This window comes from Flavobacterium sp. B114r (assembly GCF_056824125.1).
Genome location: NZ_CP124858.1, coordinates 2,895,688 through 2,911,967, shown reverse-complemented (window position 1 = coordinate 2,911,967; position 16,280 = coordinate 2,895,688). Strand labels below are relative to the sequence as shown.

Sequence of the window (16,280 nt, the reverse complement as noted above, 5' to 3'; positions counted from 1 at the left end):
AAGCCATAAAAATGTACAGTAAAGAAGAATCACAAAAAATAAAAAGAGAATTTTGGGTGGCTTTCGCCGAAAAATATCCACGCAAATGGGTTCTTTATGACACGAAGATCAAGGACTTCTCTTTTAAATTCTACGTAGACAATAAAAAAGCACAGGTTTTAATTGATATCGAACAACGAAGCGATGAAAAACGAAATGCTTATTTTGAAAAATTAGAAGCTTTAAAAAATATTCTAGAGGAGGAGTTTATTAAAGATTTGGTTTTCGAAAAAAACTATACGCTCGAAAGTGGAAAAACTATTAGCCGTATCTGGACAGAAATACAAGGTGTAGGTTTTAGCAACCGCAATAACTGGGATACTATTTTTGATTTCTTTTTCGAAAAAATGAATGCTTTAGAGATGTTCTATCTTGAATATGATGATTTTATTAAGGATATTGATTCTTAAAAGGTTCTGAGTTACTAAGCCGCTAAGTTTTTATATAACTAACCCGACAAGTTTTTAAAAATTTGTCGGGTTATTTTTTAGGTCTTTATTTTTTTATATTCCAATTTTTTGAAATAAAAGTATCAAAATAAAAATTGTGGCAAGTCGGTAATAATTGACCCAGCCTTCTTTCTTTTTTTGCTCTGCAGAAGCTTTTTTGTCGTATTTATACCATGTATATCCATTGTATACTAATATCAACACATAAAGCCCTATTAACAAATTACTCCAAATCATACTTTAACTTTTAGTTTTCAGAAATTACTAAATCAAATTTAATTGTTATTATAATCCATTGACCTCTATAATGGTTGAAGCATCTAATTCTCTGCCACTTATCCTCTCCTTACTTGAAAAAGAATAGGTTCCATCAAAACCATCGATCGTGATAGGACCATCTGCCCGAACAATATATATTGGATACATAAAATTTTGATCAATAGAAAAATTTGAAATAGACACATAATTTAAATCTTTCTTAGATATGTAAATATAATTTTGATTATAGTAGCCTTTAACTGGTTTTATAAGTACTAAATCATTATAACTTGAGACACCTCCAGATCCTCCAGATCCAATTTTGTCAAACCATCCCATACAATCAGCAAATTGATACACCATAACCGCACCACCAATAACCCCTGCATATTTAGTTGCTACATTACTTACAATTTTTAAGACCCCTGCAGTTCCAAGTGCTGCTAAATCTCCCACCAAAAGATTAACAACAGCTTTTACACCTATAGCTTCCAAAAGACAGCCGCCAACAGTTGTACCGCCACCTGCATATGTGGAATTTATTCCAAAAAGGGACAAAGAGGATATTTGATAATCATCTTGCGTAAAAATTGATAATGTTTTCCCTTCATCAAGTAGATCCTCCTCTGCCATGATTAATTGTGCTGTCATAGAAATCCTTACGGGGTCAAGACTACCAAACTGATTTATCAGTTCTTGCTCAGTAACACCATAAGACTTAATTAGTGTTAATGCGTCGCCTGAAATTTGTTGGACAAATTGTTCTGCCTGTTCTTCGTTATTAGGCTCGAAATCAAAATTCCTGTTCGTAAACCCTTGATTTTTAAAATCTTTACCTGCAATTTCCATTGATTTTCTAAAATTATTTAGCTCAACCGTATGGTCTATAGCATTCTCCTCGTCATAATAACTTTCGTTTGAACAAGAGTTAAAAAGAAATGCTACTGTCGATCCAGAAAACATTATAATAATCAAAACAAAATAACCTTTAATTAATTTTTTAATTAATTTTCTCAAAATACTACAAATTAAATGTTAATAAACTCACGTTATAGAATATCTCTATAATTCAAATTTACATCATTTTGAAAATTAGTCTTATGCAAAAAACGGGTAACATTAAAAATAATATTTCATCAATGTAAAATACATTGATAAGAAAAAGTAACTATTGATTAATATAAAAATTATGATAAATTAAAAAAGGATTCTTAAGAATTTTGCTTATACACTAAAAATATTATATAAAATAATATGATCGTCATAATTAATATAAAGCTGTTTGCGATAGTCTTGCTTTTTACGAGTAATTATAGATAGTTTACATTCTTTGCCATCATTGTCCTTGCACATAAAAGAGTACACGATATCTGTATCATTTTCTTCGCGTTCGATATAATCCTGAATATTAAAAAGCTGTATTTCCTGCGAGTACACCACAATTCTGTGTTTATTGGTATCCAGGATTACAGATAGCTTGACTAAATCAAGGCTCGACCATTCGCCCCATTTTCCTCTTTCATTTTTTTCTAAAACACTAAAACCTGATGTTTTAAATTGATAAGTCTGGCTATAACTTTGGTGCAAACCAAGTCCTAAAAAAAATACTAGTAAGTAGGTACGTAGAGAATTCATATACTATTGATGCAGATAATTAAAACTCAAATTTAGACTTTTCCTGACAAGCAATTTCAAAATCGGTCATCATTTCTTGAACAATTTGCTTTACTGGCAAAATTTCATGGATTAATCCTGCAATTTGCCCAATTTCGAGTTCACCTTCTTCAAGATCTCCTTCAAACATTCCTTTTTTAGCTCTTGCCCTGCCTAAAAGTTGTACTAAATCTTCTTTTGAAGGACATTTTTCATATAAATCCTGAACGTCATTGTAGAACTTATTTTTAATCAGGCGCACGGGAGCCAATTCTTTCAATGTCAATTGCGTATCACCTTCTTTTACATCAACAATTTTTTGTTTAAAATTATCATGCGAAGAGGATTCCAGAGATGCTGCAAAACGGCTTCCAACCTGAACACCATCTGCACCAAGAACCATTGCAGCAAGCATTCCGCGTCCGGTTGCAATTCCTCCGGCAGCAATAATCGGGATCTGAATCTTTTCTTTCACCATTGGGATCAAAGTCAGTGTTGTCGTTTCATCACGTCCGTTATGTCCGCCCGCTTCAAAGCCTTCGGCCACAATTGCATCGACTCCGGCTTCTTGCGCTTTTAAAGCAAAAACACTGCTGCTTACCACATGTACAACCGTAATTCCTTTTTCTTTTAAAAAAGAAGTCCATGTTTTAGGATTTCCCGCTGATGTAAAAACGATTTTCACCCCTTCATCAATCACAATATTCATGATCTCTTCGATATTAGGATACAACATCGGGATGTTAACCCCAAAAGGTTTATCAGTCGCTTTTTTACATTTCTGGATATGTTCCCGCAATACTTCCGGGTACATTGATCCTGCACCAATAAGTCCCAGTCCTCCGGCACTACTTACCGCAGAAGCCAATTTGTAACCGCTGTTCCAAATCATTCCGCCTTGAATAATTGGATATTTTATATTAAAAAGTTTTGTGATTTTATTCATCAAAAATGCTATTATTGTTGATTATCTTTCCTGTTTTGTGCACGCGATCAGCATCAAAAGTATAAAAATAGAATTTACTTTTTAAACATGAGTATCCATAACCTTATTAGAAGTTTTATTTAGCGTTTTATTTGCAAAAACTACTTTATCTACAAATGATATTGATTTCAAATCTAAAGGTATTTTTTGATTGGTTGGCGCTCTAACACACATACGAAAAGCATCTTTAACGAAACATCAAGATAAGTTTGTGCATTAGGTTTGTCTTTAAAATAAACCCATACATATTTTTGCGAAAACATCACAGAAGAAAATACCAATAAAAGAAACGTAAAATAAGGCTTCATAGTTTACTTTTTTCAAAGGCAAAACCTTTGTAAAAAGTATAAAACTAAGAAATTACTCCGGAACCAACTAATTCATTATCTAAATACCAGGCTGCAAACTGACCTTCTGTAATTGCCGATTGCGGTTCATCAAACTGAATGTACATTCCGTCTTCAAATTGGTGTAAAGTTGCTTTTTGCAAAGGCTGGCGGTAACGAATTCTCGCCATTACTTGCATAGTTTCACCCACTTTTAAAGTCATATCAGTACGAATCCAGTGTACTTCGGATTTTTCGATAAATAAAGCTTTTTTAAACAAACCAGGATGCAGACTTGTTAAACCGGTATAAATGGTATTGGTTTCAACATCTGTAGCAATAATAAATAGCGGATCTGTTGTTCCGCCTACATTCAATCCTTTTCGTTGTCCTGTAGTAAAATAATGCGCCCCTTGATGTTTACCAACTACTTTACCCATCGTTGGAAGGTAATCACGCTTTTTAGCTTCTAATTTCAATTCTTCTACCAACGAAGCTCCAACTGGTTTTTCGACAGCATAAATTGGATCATTTTTATCAATCTGAACAATTATACCTTCTTTAGGCTGCAATTTTTGTTGCAGGAATTCCGGTAAACGTACTTTTCCGATAAAACATAATCCTTGAGAATCTTTCTTTTCAGCGGTTACCAAATCCATTTCAGCAGCGATTTCGCGTACTTCCGGTTTGGTTAAAGCTCCAATTGGGAATAAAGATTTTGCCAATTGCTCTTGTGACAATTGACATAAAAAATACGATTGGTCTTTGTTGTTGTCTTCACCCGCAATCAATTGATACACTGGCTTTCCATCAACTTCAATTTCATTTTTTTGACAATAATGACCTGTTGCCACATAATCAGCACCAAGACTTAAAGCAATTTTCATGAAAACATCAAATTTGATTTCGCGATTACAAAGCACATCAGGATTTGGAGTTCTCCCTTTTTCGTATTCGTTGAACATATAATCAACGATTTTTTCTTTGTATTCCTCGCTTAAATCAACAGTTTGAAACGGTATTCCGAGTTTTTCAGCTACCAATAAAGCATCATTACTATCCTCTAACCAAGGACATTCATTAGAAATAGTAACGGAGTCATCGTGCCAATTTTTCATAAAAAGGCCTATAACTTCGTATCCTTGTTGTTGCAATAAATAAGCAGCAACACTCGAATCTACTCCACCGGAAAGTCCAACAACTACACGTTTCATTCTAAATCGTTTATATTTTTACAAGGGTGCAAAGATAAGCCCTATTTTTGATAATTGTATTAGTTTTGATTAGTTTATATAATGCCGTGGTAGATAAAACTTATTGCTTTTTTTAATTACATTTAATCCTCAATAAAAATACCATGCAAAAATACATCTGTAGTTTTATTTTCTTTTTTATCTTAACTTCTTTGAGCGCACAAAGATACAGTGCGACTTTGTCTAATTACAGCGCCTATAAAGCTTTTAGAGGAAAACCTTTGTCAGATAAATTTTCGAATATCGAATCAGTAAAAATTGTTTACGACCTCAGAAAACAAAAAATGTATTACTTCGATAGTACTTTGATTCCGCTGCATTATGATTTTGCCACAGGATATTTAGGATATACTCAGGATGTCGAAGTTTTTAATAATGATAATTATAGTGATACTGAAAAAAATAGAAATTATTTACTAGGAAACCTGAACCACATTAAAGGAACTGATAAATGGATTTTCGAGTTGGCTGCATCTGACCATATGCCTGTTGCTTTAATTGAACGCTTTTATAATTTAATCGTACAATCGTCTTTTATTGGTTCTAATTTGAAATTCTATTTGAATAATCCGGAGCAAATGGAATGGTTTCAACAAAATCTATTTAAAATTCCGTGTGTCAAATCAAATTACATTTTCAATGAACTTACCTATCAGGAGGTTGTTTCCGGAAGTACTATTGGTATTTTGAAGCAATATAAAGTAAAGGATCTTGCCAATACAAAACCAAATCCTGACGAAATTATAGTTTTAGACGGAACGCCTGATATCTTGCCTAACGTAAGAGGAATTATAGTCAATGAACTTCAGACTCCATTAAGCCATTTAGTTCTTTTGGGCAAAAACAGAAAGATTCCTATCATGGCTTATACAAATGCTTTTAAGGATGATAATATCAAAAAATTACTTTCGAAAAAAGTAGAGCTAAAAATTCAAACGGACACTTTTTATATCAGGGAAAGCACAAAAAAAATAGTTGCAAAGGTCATTTCCAAAAAGAAAAAATTAATCATAAATAATAGCATTACTGATCTGGTTGATTTAAGTAAAATACCTAAAAACGGAATTGGCTATATTGGTTCTAAAGCACAAAATATGTCTTACCTGATTGCCATCTCAAAAGATATTTCGTTTAAAACTCCCGAAAATGCACATGCTATTCCGTTTTACTATTATACACAACACATTCAAAAGGCATCAATCTCGCCGTTAATCACACAACTTTTAAATTATCAGCATAAAGACTCAACAGTATGGGTAAATCATCAATTAAAAAAAATACGGGATGCGATTAAAAAAGAACCTATTGATCCTCAATTAATAGCAAAATTAAATGAAACCTTTAAAAATGCTTCTTTTAAAAACTTCAGATTTCGATCTTCTACGAATGCTGAAGATTTAGATGATTTTAATGGCGCAGGTTTGTATGACTCTAAAACAGGAATTAAAGGAGATAGTATAAAAACTTTCGAAAAAGCGATTAAACAAGTCTGGGCGAGCGTTTGGAACGAAGCTTCTTATGGTGAACGGGAACTTTTTGGTATTGATCAGCAAAGTATCGCTATGGGAGTTTTAGTTCATCGTTCTTTTCCGGATGAACTCGCAAATGGCGTTATCATCACTAAAAATATTTTCAGAAAAAACTTTCCGGGTATTACAGTGAATATTCAAAAAGGAGAAAACTCTGTTGTAAAACCTGAAAAAGGAGAAATTTGCGAACAATTTATCGCCTATCATTTTAACATGGGAACTAATGATGCTGATTTTGATGTTGATTATACTTCGAACTCCAATTTAAACAACAACGAACCTTTATTAAGCCGAAAAGAAATGAGCAGGCTTTTTCTTGTCAGTCAAAAAATTGAACAAAAAATGTACCGTTATTGGCGAAAAAACAGCTATCATCCAGTCGATATTGAATTTAAAATTGTTGGAGAAAACAGAGATCTATATATTAAACAAGTCAGGCCGTTTAACGAATAATCAATAGAATATTAAAACGTCTATTTCGTTTGAAACGGTATTAATATTGATAATTTTAAAATCGAAATCATCAATATTCATTTTACGCCGAATAGATTCTCTGATACTTTTATTATCCAAAGAAAAATTGGCTTCAATAGCTATTTTAGCATCGACAGTATTCAAGTATTTAGATGCTTTTTTATTTACAATAACAGAGGCCAATATATAGGAACCAATAATAATCAATTGAAAAAATAATAAAACCTCAATCTTTTCATACGGATACATAATATCCAGAATCGAAAGCGTAATTGTTGCAAAGAGAAAAATAATTGCGTTTACGGTAAATGATTGTGTCCTGAATCTTAATATCGAGAAAATAGCAAACAACCCAAATCCAATCCCTACTCCAATTTCGATTTTTGTAAACAAATAACAAAGCGAAAAAGTACAAAGACCAACAATTACCATCAACGGATTAATGGTTTCATTATCTTTTCTGTTAGAGAAAAAATATAAAATCAAAATCGAAAAAAACAATAAAAAAAATCTACCTGAAAGCTCGTTTAAATCCATTGAATCAAATTATTAGCAAATCAAATGTAAAAAATAGTTGGGTACGAATTTCACTAATTTTAGGTAATTATGATGTACAGTATTTCCCGAAGCAGAAGAACCTATTATTTTACTTGTTTTTCCAATTATAGTTTTTTGACCAATCATAAAATTTATCGAGTTCACCTTGATTTTTTTTATGCCATTTTGCAACATCTTCGCTATTTGAATCTACAAATGCGATGTAAGCAAAAGCTTCAATGAATTTTTTATTTTTCATTTCAATAAAATAAGGAGTAAAGTATTCCCAGTAAAAACCAAAATTATCTTTTTTTGTTTCTTCAAGCGAAGCACAAATAACCTCAAATTTTCTAATAAAATTTTCGACTTCTGTTTTCTTACTATTTTTTTTATCATAGTCTAAACCTGATGCCATTGATAAAATTAAATCTGTCTGCGAAAAATCATTCTCTTTTTTTATACCTGTAGTATCAGAAAGCATGTTAGCGTTAACAGTAATATTAATCGCTTTTTCTCCAGTTTTCGTAACCCCCTGATTCATTAATGATTTTAAATTTTCCAGATTCTTCTTAGATCGCGATGTTTGCGGTTCGACAATTAAAAATCTTGAAAAAGATAAAATGGAAGGAATTCTATGATCATTCATTTCCAGGATTCCAATAGCATTTAGAGAACTTGCATGTTTTGGACTAAGCAAAATAGATTTCTGAAAGCACAGAATGGCTTCTTCTTGCTTATTACTATTTGCGAAACAAATACCTTTATTAAAATACAATTGATAATAATTTGGAAACTTCTGAATTCCCTCATCATAGATTTTTAGCGCTTCATCAGTCTTTTTTAGATGATCTAAGGAATTAGCATAACTTACGTATACATTTTCTAACTCTTCATTTGAATGAACTGAAATGGCATGTTTAGAAACATTAATCGCATCGTCATACTTACCTGCTGCATTCAATGACATTGCTTTTTCTGTCAACGCAAGCAAGTTGTCTTTGTCTACCTCTAAAGCCTTACTATATTTATCTATGGCACCGGCATAATCTCCTTTATCATGAAGATCAATACCTTCATTTACAAGTTTTTTAGCATCTGCTGAATTTTGTGCATAAGCACCGGAAAAAAATAAAAATAATAGTAAAGTTTTAATTTTCATAGAGGTCGGTTTTTAGTTTATCAACTTAAGTATTTAAATTAAATAATAGTTTATAAATCTAAAATCTAATTCATCTTTGGTTTTGAGTCTGCCTGATAACTACTTTTTGGATCACTCATATTTACTTCTTTGGTTAGTTTTCCTTTTAAGTAAAACTGCCATATATTTGCTTTCTTTCCGTTTACAAATTTTCCTTTGGAAGCTACAACTCCATCAGCGTCATAAAAAACGGCATCTCCATTGTATTCATTATTTTTATAAGTAGTTTGCTCTAAAAGAGTTCCATTTTGTCCGTACTTTTTATAAATACCATCTTTCAGACCGTTTACATAATTCATTTCCTCGGCAATTTTAGCGTTCGGATAATAAACGGTCTTTACACCTTGTAAGGTACCTTTTTTGTAGTTTTCTAGCGTCATAAGCACTTTCGAAGCTTTATGATAATATTTCCATTCGCCTTCGCGTGCTTTACCTATTTCTTTTCCTTCGCTTACTTTATTTTTACTCTGATCATAAAAAATAGTATACGAGCTTCCGTCATTTGCAGTAAAATCCCGAGTAGCAATAACATCACCTTTTTTGGTATCATCAAAAAAATTAAATATACCAGTCTCTTTTCCGTGATTAAAAGTCCCTTCGTAACGAGGACGTTTAGAAACTTCATAAGTTCCTTTCCAAACTCCATCTTTTTTTCCGCTGGCATCTGATTTATTAAAATCCTGTGCCGATACTAAAACCGTGTTTAAGAAAAGTAACCCTACTATTATTTTTTTATAAATCATTGTAATTCAATTTTAAACTATAACGAAAACGATACTTATAAAGTATGTTTTATCCTTTTTAAATTTATAGAATTTAGTTTAATAAACTTCAAATTTAAGAAGTTCCCGGATATAAAAAAATCCCGAGTAATCGGGATTTTTTTAATATTCTAATTATTTTTTATTCTGTTTCTTAGTAGCCTCTTGTTGTTCCATCACTTCCTGAAGACGTTGTTGAAACTTACTTTGCTTTTTAGGCTCTTTTAATTTATTCTCCTGAATCTGAGCATGAATTTTATCTGTATCTACAATGTAATTTTTAATTACAAACATAATTCCGATTGTAATTAAGTTAGAGATAAAGTTATACAAACTCAAACCAGCACCATAACTATTGAAGAAAATTAACATCATTAATGGCGAAACATAAATCATGATTTTCATCATTTTTGCCATATCCGGCATACCTTCTTGCTGAGGCGCTGCCATTTGTTGATCTCCTGAAGTCATTTTCATATAGAAGAAAATTGCAACTGCTGCCAAAATTGGAAACAAACTGATATGATCTCCGTATAACGGAATGTGGAATGGTAATTTTACTACTGCATCAAATGACGATAAATCGTCTGCCCAAAGAAAACTTTTTTGTCTTAACTCAAAAGCTGACGGGAAGAACTGGAATGACGCATACATAAAAGGAAGCTGAATCAATGCCGGAATACATCCTGCCATTGGGTTTACTCCTGCTTTGTTGTACAGTTTCATCGTTTCCTGTTGTTTCTTCATTGGGTCTTTTTTGAATTTTTCTCCCAACTCTGTAATCTCCGGACGCAAAACTTTCATTTTTGCCTGAGACAGGAATGACTTGTATGTAATTGGCGACATCGCAATTTTGATGATAATCGTAAAGATGATAATCGCAATTCCTAATGATAATCCCATTGTTGAACTTAAGAATCCGAACAACGGAATAAAAATCCATTGGTTGATCCAACCAAAAATTCCCCAACCTAATGGAATAATTTTTTCGAAGTTTTTATCGTATGATTTTAAAGTTTTATAATCTGATGGTCCAAAATACCAGCTCATTTTATAATCAACTTCTCCATTTGTAAAAGCCAATGGAACGGTTGCCTTGAATTGCTTTACAAATGTTGTGTCGATACTTTCATCTTTTATTAATGCATCAGATTGCAGTTTCGATTTTTCGAATGGTTTATCTGTCGCTAAAATAGCGGTAAAAAAGTGCTGCTTAAAAGCGATATAACTCACTTTTTCCGGAGTATCTTCTTTACCTACTCCATCACTTACGTAATTATATTTTTTATCACCATACTCATATTCCAGTTGCGCATAACGCTTCTCAATAGAAATACCTTTCTCGTTTCTATATGATTTTAAATCCCAAACTAAATCTAATGGTTTACCAGAATTTAAAACTTTATTCAAACCTTGAGAACGAACATCAAAACCAACTAAATAATCGTTTGCTTTTAATACATATTTGTATTCTAAGAATTCATTAGCTCCGGCTTTCAATCGCATGGTCAGAATTTGATCTGCTCCGTTTTTAGTCAACGTTGGCTCAAAATATAAATCTTTAGTATTTAAAGTTCTGTTGTCCGTTGTTTGTAATTGAATATTTAGATTCGAATTATTGTCTTTAATTAATTCTACTAATTGTCCTGAATTCTTTTCAAACTTTTTGAATTCTTTCAACGTAGCTTCCACTATATAACCACCTTTATTGGCGATTTTTAGTATCATCTTTTCGTTTTCGATAGTTGTATAACCTTCTTTAGCAGAAGGAAGTGTAGCTGAATAAGCAAAACTTCCTAATGTTTTTTGCAATTGTGCCAACTGAACTGTATCTCCGGGAGCAGTAGCTGCTGCAACTGGCAAAACAGCTGTTTTAGCTTTATCAGCCTGAGCTTGTGCTTCTTGTTTGGCAACTAATTCTTTCTTGGCTTTTTCAGCAGCAATCTCCTTATCAGAAGGTTGATTTTGGTACATAATCCAAATCAAAATTCCAAATATCAATACAAAACCAATGATTGAATTAAGATCAAATTTTTTTTCTTCCATTACTTATTTTTGTTCAAAGTTTCAATGTTTCAAGTTTCAAGTTTTCACTTTGGCTTAATTCATTAGCATTATTATTTTTTATGCGTATTTACATGCTTATTTACTGCTGCAGCCACAAAGTGTACAAAAATTGGATGTGGGTTTGCAACGGTACTTTTATATTCAGGATGGTATTGTACTCCAATAAAAAACGGGTGATTTTCAAGCTCAATAATTTCTACCAAACCTGTATCAGGATTTACTCCTGAAGCAATCAATCCTGCTTTTTGCAATTCATCAGCATATTTATTGTTGTACTCATAACGGTGACGGTGACGCTCTGAAATCGACTTTTGTCCGTATATTTTGTGCGCTAAAGTGTTTGGTTTAATATCACATTTCCAAGCTCCAAGACGCATTGTACCACCTTTATCTGTAACTGTTTTTTGCTCTTCCATTAAATTTACAACCGGATGAGGAGTTTTCTCATTCATCTCTGTAGAATTGGCATCAGCATAACCTAAAATATTTCTTGAATACTCAATAACTGACATTTGCATTCCTAAACAGATTCCGAAAAACGGAATATTATTTTCACGTGCAAAACGAACTGCTTCGATTTTTCCTTCAATACCTCTTTCTCCAAAACCAGGAGCAACCAAAACTCCGTCAAGAGTTCCTAATTTCTCTTCTATATTATCACTATTAATGTGTTCTGAGTGTATAGAAATTAAATTTACTTTAGTTTCATTTGAAGCTCCTGCATGAATAAACGCCTCTAAAATAGATTTGTAACAATCCTGCATTTCTACATATTTTCCTATCAAACCGATATTTACGGTATGTTTTGGATTTTTTAATCTGCGTAAAAAAGTATTCCAGTTTTTTAAGTCCGGAGCTGCTTTTTTAGGTAAATCTAATTTCTTTAAAGCCACAACATCTAATCCTTCTTCAAGCATTAAATTAGGAACTTCATATATTGTCGAAGCATCAATAGACTGAATAACTGCTTCTCTTTTTACATTACAAAACAATGCTAATTTATTACGCAACTCATCTGAAAGTTCGTGCTCTGTTCTACAAACCAGAATATCAGCTTTAATACCGCTTTCCATCAATGTTTTTACAGAGTGTTGTGTAGGTTTTGTTTTTAACTCTCCTGCAGCAGCTAAATAAGGAACTAAGGTTAAATGAATAACAATTCCGTTATTTTCTCCCAATTCCCAAACCAACTGACGAACAGACTCTATATAAGGTAGTGATTCGATATCACCAACAGTTCCACCAATTTCAGTAATTACAATATCATAATCGCCGGATTTACCCAACAATTGCATTCTGTCTTTGATTTCGTTTGTAATATGAGGAACAACCTGAACTGTTTTTCCTAAAAACTCCCCTCTTCTTTCTTTTTCGATAACCGAAAGATAAACTCTTCCTGTAGTAACGTTATTCGCCTGAGAAGTAGGAACGTTTAGAAAACGCTCGTAATGACCTAAATCTAAATCTGTTTCTGCACCATCATCTGTTACATAACATTCTCCATGCTCGTATGGATTCAACGTACCCGGATCCACATTGATATATGGATCAAATTTTTGAATTGTTGTACGATACCCTCTTCCTTGTAACAATTTTGCTAAAGATGCCGCGATAATCCCTTTTCCTAATGAAGAAGTCACACCGCCTGTAACAAAAATATATTTCGTTTGATTCATTCTGTTGTTGTTTGTATTGTAGTTGTGTAAAAAACTTGGCAAAAGTACAAATTTAATTAGATAATTTATCAATTAGAGAATGAGATAATTTGCAAATTTTTAAATAGAACGATTACATGTTTCCGTAATCGATAATTTTAACTTTTAATTAGATATTTTTTTGAATAATACTCGGTTCTTTTCCCTTTTTCACATTACTACAAGATTGTAAAATGAAAAAATAAAGAATACTACACTAAAAAAAATATCACAAGTCAATATTCTTTTTAAATTCGATAACCGAATTATCTTATTGATAACAAACCGTGTAGCCAATTGAATTAGAAAAAACAAAAAAATCTTTATACTATAGGGATTATAAGCAATTGCTTCGCTAAAGTTAAATCTTAGTATTTGAGAAAAAGCTCTGGTCAAACCGCGGCTTTTACAATAACTTAAAGGCATTCCTTCGCAAGAAGAAGGAAACCCAAAACCTAAAAAAGGAACTATAAAGCAATAAAAAAAGATAAACATGATTATTACAATAAAAATCATGTTTATCTTTTTATAAGAATCAATTTCGTAAGAAGATTTTATTTCCACAAAAGAGATTTATTATTTTGTTACTTCCACCTTTACAGTATCAGTTGTTATTTCGATCGCATTTAGAGAATCCTGTACTTTTATTGATTCAGCAGTTGCAGAATCTATTGCTTGGTTTATTTCATCTTTCGAAGACATTATAGCTGATCCAACAGCACCTACAAAAAATAATGTTCTTAAAATAACAAATGCACTTGCAACAATTCCTAATATCAAACCTGATAACGGCAATGCAGTAGGCGCATTTTCTTTTTTTGCCTGGGACAAACCAATTGCTCCAAAAATAATTGCTAGTACTCCAAAAAGAACTGCAAAGAAACCAAAGCAAGGTATAAAAGAAGCTATAACAGCTAATATTCCTAATACTAAAGCGGTAATACCCATTCCTAAACCTGCATTTGACCGTTGTTTATACTCTTCCATATAGTGTTTTATGTTAATTATTACAAAAATAGAAAAACACTTACGTGAACACTATAGAATGCATCAAAGTTATTAACAAATAAATTAAAAGGGTATTTCTTGTTATTTTTAGTATTCATAATTATTTTTCACACCTTGTTCACCAATCACATCCTTATTACTAATCCCAAAATGATAAAGCACCAATAATAAAGCCATAAACTAGTACGAGAATTATTGAGAACACCAATACAACGATTCCCAAAACCAAACTTATTTTAGCCAACAAAGCTGAAGAATTTGCATTTTTTGCTCTGTACAAACCAACTACAGCAAAAATTATAGTGAGGAGTGAAGTAACCAGCGCCACCACATTTATACAAGGAATGAAAGCTACTATATTAGAAATTATTCCTAAAACTAAAGCTGCAATGCTAAAATTTTCACCTGAACTCGAGGTTTTAATATTGTTTCCCATTTAGTTTTTTTCATCTTAATTATTACAAAAATAGAAAAACACTTAGGAGAACAATAGAGAACATTTCAAAGTTACTAACAAATAAATTTAAAGGGGATTTGAAATATCCAAACATAAATGACGTAAGAAAGGCAGGCTATATTACATTTAAATTAAATATTTTATAATCATAACTCTTCTATTCATTGTATAATTTAATAAAATCTCGCACCAAGGCAAAGATCATACCTAATACTATAAGAGAACTTAAATAAAATCTAAAACTTAAACTTTTTGAATAATAATCTTTTTTACAAAAATCTTTTGGATTATGAACCTTCTTAAAGCGTATAACCCAAAAGACAACAAAAAAAAGTATCCCGAAAAAATAAATTATCAAATGCTCATATTTGTTCATCATATTCTATTTACGCACTGTACCCATATAATCGAACCATCTATCAGAAGCAAAAGCATACATTTCTACCATTGCATTATCAAGACAACAGCACCTGCTCTCTTACTGAAAAGTTGAGTATAAACATCACCTCCAACAGTAAGAAAATTTCCAAAATTCTGAAAAATTCTAGATAGACTCTCTATTACTATTCGCTTAATAATAGTTGGATCGCTTGTTACTATTCCTCCATTCGATTGAGTATAACAAGGAGTATAAGTATTTGACAACTTCTTCCTCCGCTAGATGAACTTCCTCCAGTATTAAATCCCGACTCCCATCCTTGAGTATCTCCATAATACCCTCCAGAACCGCTGTAGGCAGGCCGGTTACTTCCTCCATAAGCTAAGGAACCTCCTAAGTAATCACCTCCGATCATACCTGAACCAGACCTACCCCATTATACATTTCATTTCTTCTTTGCTCATTGTATCTTCAAATGTTATCTGTATTATCAGTAATAATATAGAAATCAACCGTAGGATTAAAAGAGCAGGAATGTATGAAATAAGGAAGGTACCATGGATATTTCCCGTACTAGCAAGTAATACTTGCAATTGCAGTAATTTTTAACATAAAAAAAATATTATAATTTTAAAAAATATTGACTTGTACACATCTAAAAATTCAGGCTTGAATTCTGTGGTATCAATTTGTTTTAAAAAATTATAATATTTTTATGTATTAAATATTATAATTTTAAAATATTGACTTGTACACATTTACACATTCAGGCTTGAATTTGTGGTATCAATTAGTTTTAAAAATTGTAATATTTTTATAGATCAAACTTAAATAAAAAAAACGATACAGCAAAAGATTTTTCTTACTATTTAATTGGTTTGGGATATTGTTTCTTAATATTCCTGATTAATTCTTCGAGTCCATTAAGTTTCAATTCATAGACAAGTGCCAGTTGTTGCCCCAATTCACCATTAGGAAAACCTTTATTATGGTACCAAACCACATAATATTCCGGTAATTCAATTAAAAATCGTCCTTCGTATTTTCCGAAAGGCATTTTTGTATGGGCTAATTTTATGAGAAGTTTTTTGTCTGGTTCCATATTTTTTTAAAGAAGAAAGAAGCAAGAAAATAGAATATAGTCTTATTCTCTTTCTTGCTTCTTGTTGATGCAAAGCTATTGCTATTTTTTATTTTTTTAGCCACAGATTTT

The 16,280-nt window shown here is 31.8% G+C and carries 17 protein-coding genes and 1 pseudogene; 2 read left to right on the top strand and 16 right to left on the bottom strand.

What is annotated here, in order from left to right; translation table 11 throughout:
- Positions 1-11: 11 nt before the first annotated feature.
- Entirely contained in the window at positions 12-449 is a 438-nt protein-coding gene (locus QLQ94_RS12465) for a DUF4268 domain-containing protein (protein WP_271336386.1), read from the top strand.
- Positions 450-542: 93 nt separating this feature from the next.
- Here the strand turns inward: QLQ94_RS12465 and QLQ94_RS12460 are convergent, their stop codons facing one another.
- The 5 genes from QLQ94_RS12460 to mnmA form a co-directional block, all read right to left on the bottom strand.
- On the bottom strand, positions 543-725 hold the full coding sequence (locus tag QLQ94_RS12460; protein ID WP_482499928.1) for a hypothetical protein: 183 nt from the start codon (positions 723-725) through the stop codon (positions 543-545).
- A gap of 48 nt (positions 726-773) precedes the next feature.
- The gene (locus tag QLQ94_RS12455; protein ID WP_482499927.1) at positions 774-1,763 is read right to left on the bottom strand and encodes a hypothetical protein; all 990 of its coding nucleotides are present in this window, start codon (positions 1,761-1,763) and stop codon (positions 774-776) included.
- Positions 1,764-1,970: 207 nt separating this feature from the next.
- Positions 1,971-2,381, bottom strand: coding sequence for a hypothetical protein (locus tag QLQ94_RS12450; protein ID WP_482499926.1), 411 nt, complete (start codon positions 2,379-2,381; stop codon positions 1,971-1,973).
- Positions 2,382-2,400: 19 nt separating this feature from the next.
- The gene (locus QLQ94_RS12445; protein ID WP_482499924.1) at positions 2,401-3,345 is read right to left on the bottom strand and encodes an NAD(P)H-dependent flavin oxidoreductase; all 945 of its coding nucleotides are present in this window, start codon (positions 3,343-3,345) and stop codon (positions 2,401-2,403) included.
- Between the two features lie 391 nt (positions 3,346-3,736).
- Positions 3,737-4,924, bottom strand: a complete 1,188-nt coding sequence (mnmA, locus tag QLQ94_RS12440) for a tRNA 2-thiouridine(34) synthase MnmA (protein WP_482499923.1) — start codon at positions 4,922-4,924, stop codon at positions 3,737-3,739.
- A gap of 143 nt (positions 4,925-5,067) precedes the next feature.
- Between mnmA and QLQ94_RS12435 the strand changes: the two genes are divergently transcribed.
- Positions 5,068-6,945, top strand: coding sequence for a PEP/pyruvate-binding domain-containing protein (locus QLQ94_RS12435; protein ID WP_482499921.1), 1,878 nt, complete (start codon positions 5,068-5,070; stop codon positions 6,943-6,945).
- Here QLQ94_RS12435 and QLQ94_RS12430 read toward each other — a convergent pair whose 3' ends face one another.
- From QLQ94_RS12430 to QLQ94_RS12380, 11 genes and pseudogenes are all read right to left on the bottom strand, one after another.
- Positions 6,946-7,503, bottom strand: a complete 558-nt coding sequence (locus QLQ94_RS12430; RefSeq protein WP_482499920.1) for a DUF4956 domain-containing protein — start codon at positions 7,501-7,503, stop codon at positions 6,946-6,948.
- A gap of 109 nt (positions 7,504-7,612) precedes the next feature.
- Positions 7,613-8,662, bottom strand: a complete 1,050-nt coding sequence (locus tag QLQ94_RS12425; RefSeq protein WP_482499919.1) for a tetratricopeptide repeat protein — start codon at positions 8,660-8,662, stop codon at positions 7,613-7,615.
- Between the two features lie 65 nt (positions 8,663-8,727).
- On the bottom strand, positions 8,728-9,444 hold the full coding sequence (locus QLQ94_RS12420; protein WP_482499918.1) for a toxin-antitoxin system YwqK family antitoxin: 717 nt from the start codon (positions 9,442-9,444) through the stop codon (positions 8,728-8,730).
- Between the two features lie 153 nt (positions 9,445-9,597).
- The gene (gene yidC, locus QLQ94_RS12415; protein WP_482499916.1) at positions 9,598-11,508 is read right to left on the bottom strand and encodes a membrane protein insertase YidC; all 1,911 of its coding nucleotides are present in this window, start codon (positions 11,506-11,508) and stop codon (positions 9,598-9,600) included.
- 71 nt (positions 11,509-11,579) lie between these two features.
- On the bottom strand, positions 11,580-13,205 hold the full coding sequence (locus tag QLQ94_RS12410) for a CTP synthase (RefSeq protein WP_482499915.1): 1,626 nt from the start codon (positions 13,203-13,205) through the stop codon (positions 11,580-11,582).
- A gap of 189 nt (positions 13,206-13,394) precedes the next feature.
- Positions 13,395-13,649, bottom strand: a complete 255-nt coding sequence (locus tag QLQ94_RS12405) for a DUF2752 domain-containing protein (RefSeq protein ID WP_414655393.1) — start codon at positions 13,647-13,649, stop codon at positions 13,395-13,397.
- Between the two features lie 150 nt (positions 13,650-13,799).
- Entirely contained in the window at positions 13,800-14,210 is a 411-nt protein-coding gene (locus QLQ94_RS12400; protein ID WP_482499914.1) for a hypothetical protein, read from the bottom strand.
- Between the two features lie 160 nt (positions 14,211-14,370).
- Entirely contained in the window at positions 14,371-14,667 is a 297-nt protein-coding gene (locus tag QLQ94_RS12395; RefSeq protein WP_482499913.1) for a hypothetical protein, read from the bottom strand.
- A gap of 617 nt (positions 14,668-15,284) precedes the next feature.
- Positions 15,285-15,482, bottom strand: a complete 198-nt coding sequence (locus tag QLQ94_RS12390) for a hypothetical protein (RefSeq protein ID WP_482499912.1) — start codon at positions 15,480-15,482, stop codon at positions 15,285-15,287.
- 56 nt (positions 15,483-15,538) lie between these two features.
- Positions 15,539-15,628: pseudogene (locus QLQ94_RS12385) on the bottom strand (DUF6625 family protein); the annotation flags it as partial.
- Between the two features lie 304 nt (positions 15,629-15,932).
- Positions 15,933-16,169 carry a DUF3820 family protein gene (locus tag QLQ94_RS12380; protein WP_271336373.1) on the bottom strand — a complete coding sequence of 79 codons (237 nt, stop codon included), beginning with the start codon at positions 16,167-16,169 and terminating at the stop codon, positions 15,933-15,935.
- Positions 16,170-16,280: the final 111 nt, after the last annotated feature.

What these genes read in the sequence shown, in the direction of transcription:
- QLQ94_RS12445 (WP_482499924.1), bottom strand. Translation starts at nt 3,345, where the DNA reads ATGAATAAAATCACAAAACTTTTTAATATAAAATATCCAATTATTCAA.
- QLQ94_RS12460 (WP_482499928.1), bottom strand. Translation starts at nt 725, where the DNA reads ATGATTTGGAGTAATTTGTTAATAGGGCTTTATGTGTTGATATTAGTA.
- QLQ94_RS12420 (WP_482499918.1), bottom strand. Translation starts at nt 9,444, where the DNA reads ATGATTTATAAAAAAATAATAGTAGGGTTACTTTTCTTAAACACGGTT.
- QLQ94_RS12380 (WP_271336373.1), bottom strand. Translation starts at nt 16,169, where the DNA reads ATGGAACCAGACAAAAAACTTCTCATAAAATTAGCCCATACAAAAATG.
- yidC (WP_482499916.1), bottom strand. Translation starts at nt 11,508, where the DNA reads ATGGAAGAAAAAAAATTTGATCTTAATTCAATCATTGGTTTTGTATTG.
- QLQ94_RS12390 (WP_482499912.1), bottom strand. Translation starts at nt 15,482, where the DNA reads ATGATCGGAGGTGATTACTTAGGAGGTTCCTTAGCTTATGGAGGAAGT.
- QLQ94_RS12410 (WP_482499915.1), bottom strand. Translation starts at nt 13,205, where the DNA reads ATGAATCAAACGAAATATATTTTTGTTACAGGCGGTGTGACTTCTTCA.
- QLQ94_RS12465 (WP_271336386.1), top strand. Translation starts at nt 12, where the DNA reads ATGTACAGTAAAGAAGAATCACAAAAAATAAAAAGAGAATTTTGGGTG.
- QLQ94_RS12395 (WP_482499913.1), bottom strand. Translation starts at nt 14,667, where the DNA reads ATGGGAAACAATATTAAAACCTCGAGTTCAGGTGAAAATTTTAGCATT.
- QLQ94_RS12400 (WP_482499914.1), bottom strand. Translation starts at nt 14,210, where the DNA reads ATGGAAGAGTATAAACAACGGTCAAATGCAGGTTTAGGAATGGGTATT.
- QLQ94_RS12450 (WP_482499926.1), bottom strand. Translation starts at nt 2,381, where the DNA reads ATGAATTCTCTACGTACCTACTTACTAGTATTTTTTTTAGGACTTGGT.
- QLQ94_RS12425 (WP_482499919.1), bottom strand. Translation starts at nt 8,662, where the DNA reads ATGAAAATTAAAACTTTACTATTATTTTTATTTTTTTCCGGTGCTTAT.
- QLQ94_RS12405 (WP_414655393.1), bottom strand. Translation starts at nt 13,649, where the DNA reads ATGCCTTTAAGTTATTGTAAAAGCCGCGGTTTGACCAGAGCTTTTTCT.
- QLQ94_RS12435 (WP_482499921.1), top strand. Translation starts at nt 5,068, where the DNA reads ATGCAAAAATACATCTGTAGTTTTATTTTCTTTTTTATCTTAACTTCT.
- mnmA (WP_482499923.1), bottom strand. Translation starts at nt 4,924, where the DNA reads ATGAAACGTGTAGTTGTTGGACTTTCCGGTGGAGTAGATTCGAGTGTT.
- QLQ94_RS12430 (WP_482499920.1), bottom strand. Translation starts at nt 7,503, where the DNA reads ATGGATTTAAACGAGCTTTCAGGTAGATTTTTTTTATTGTTTTTTTCG.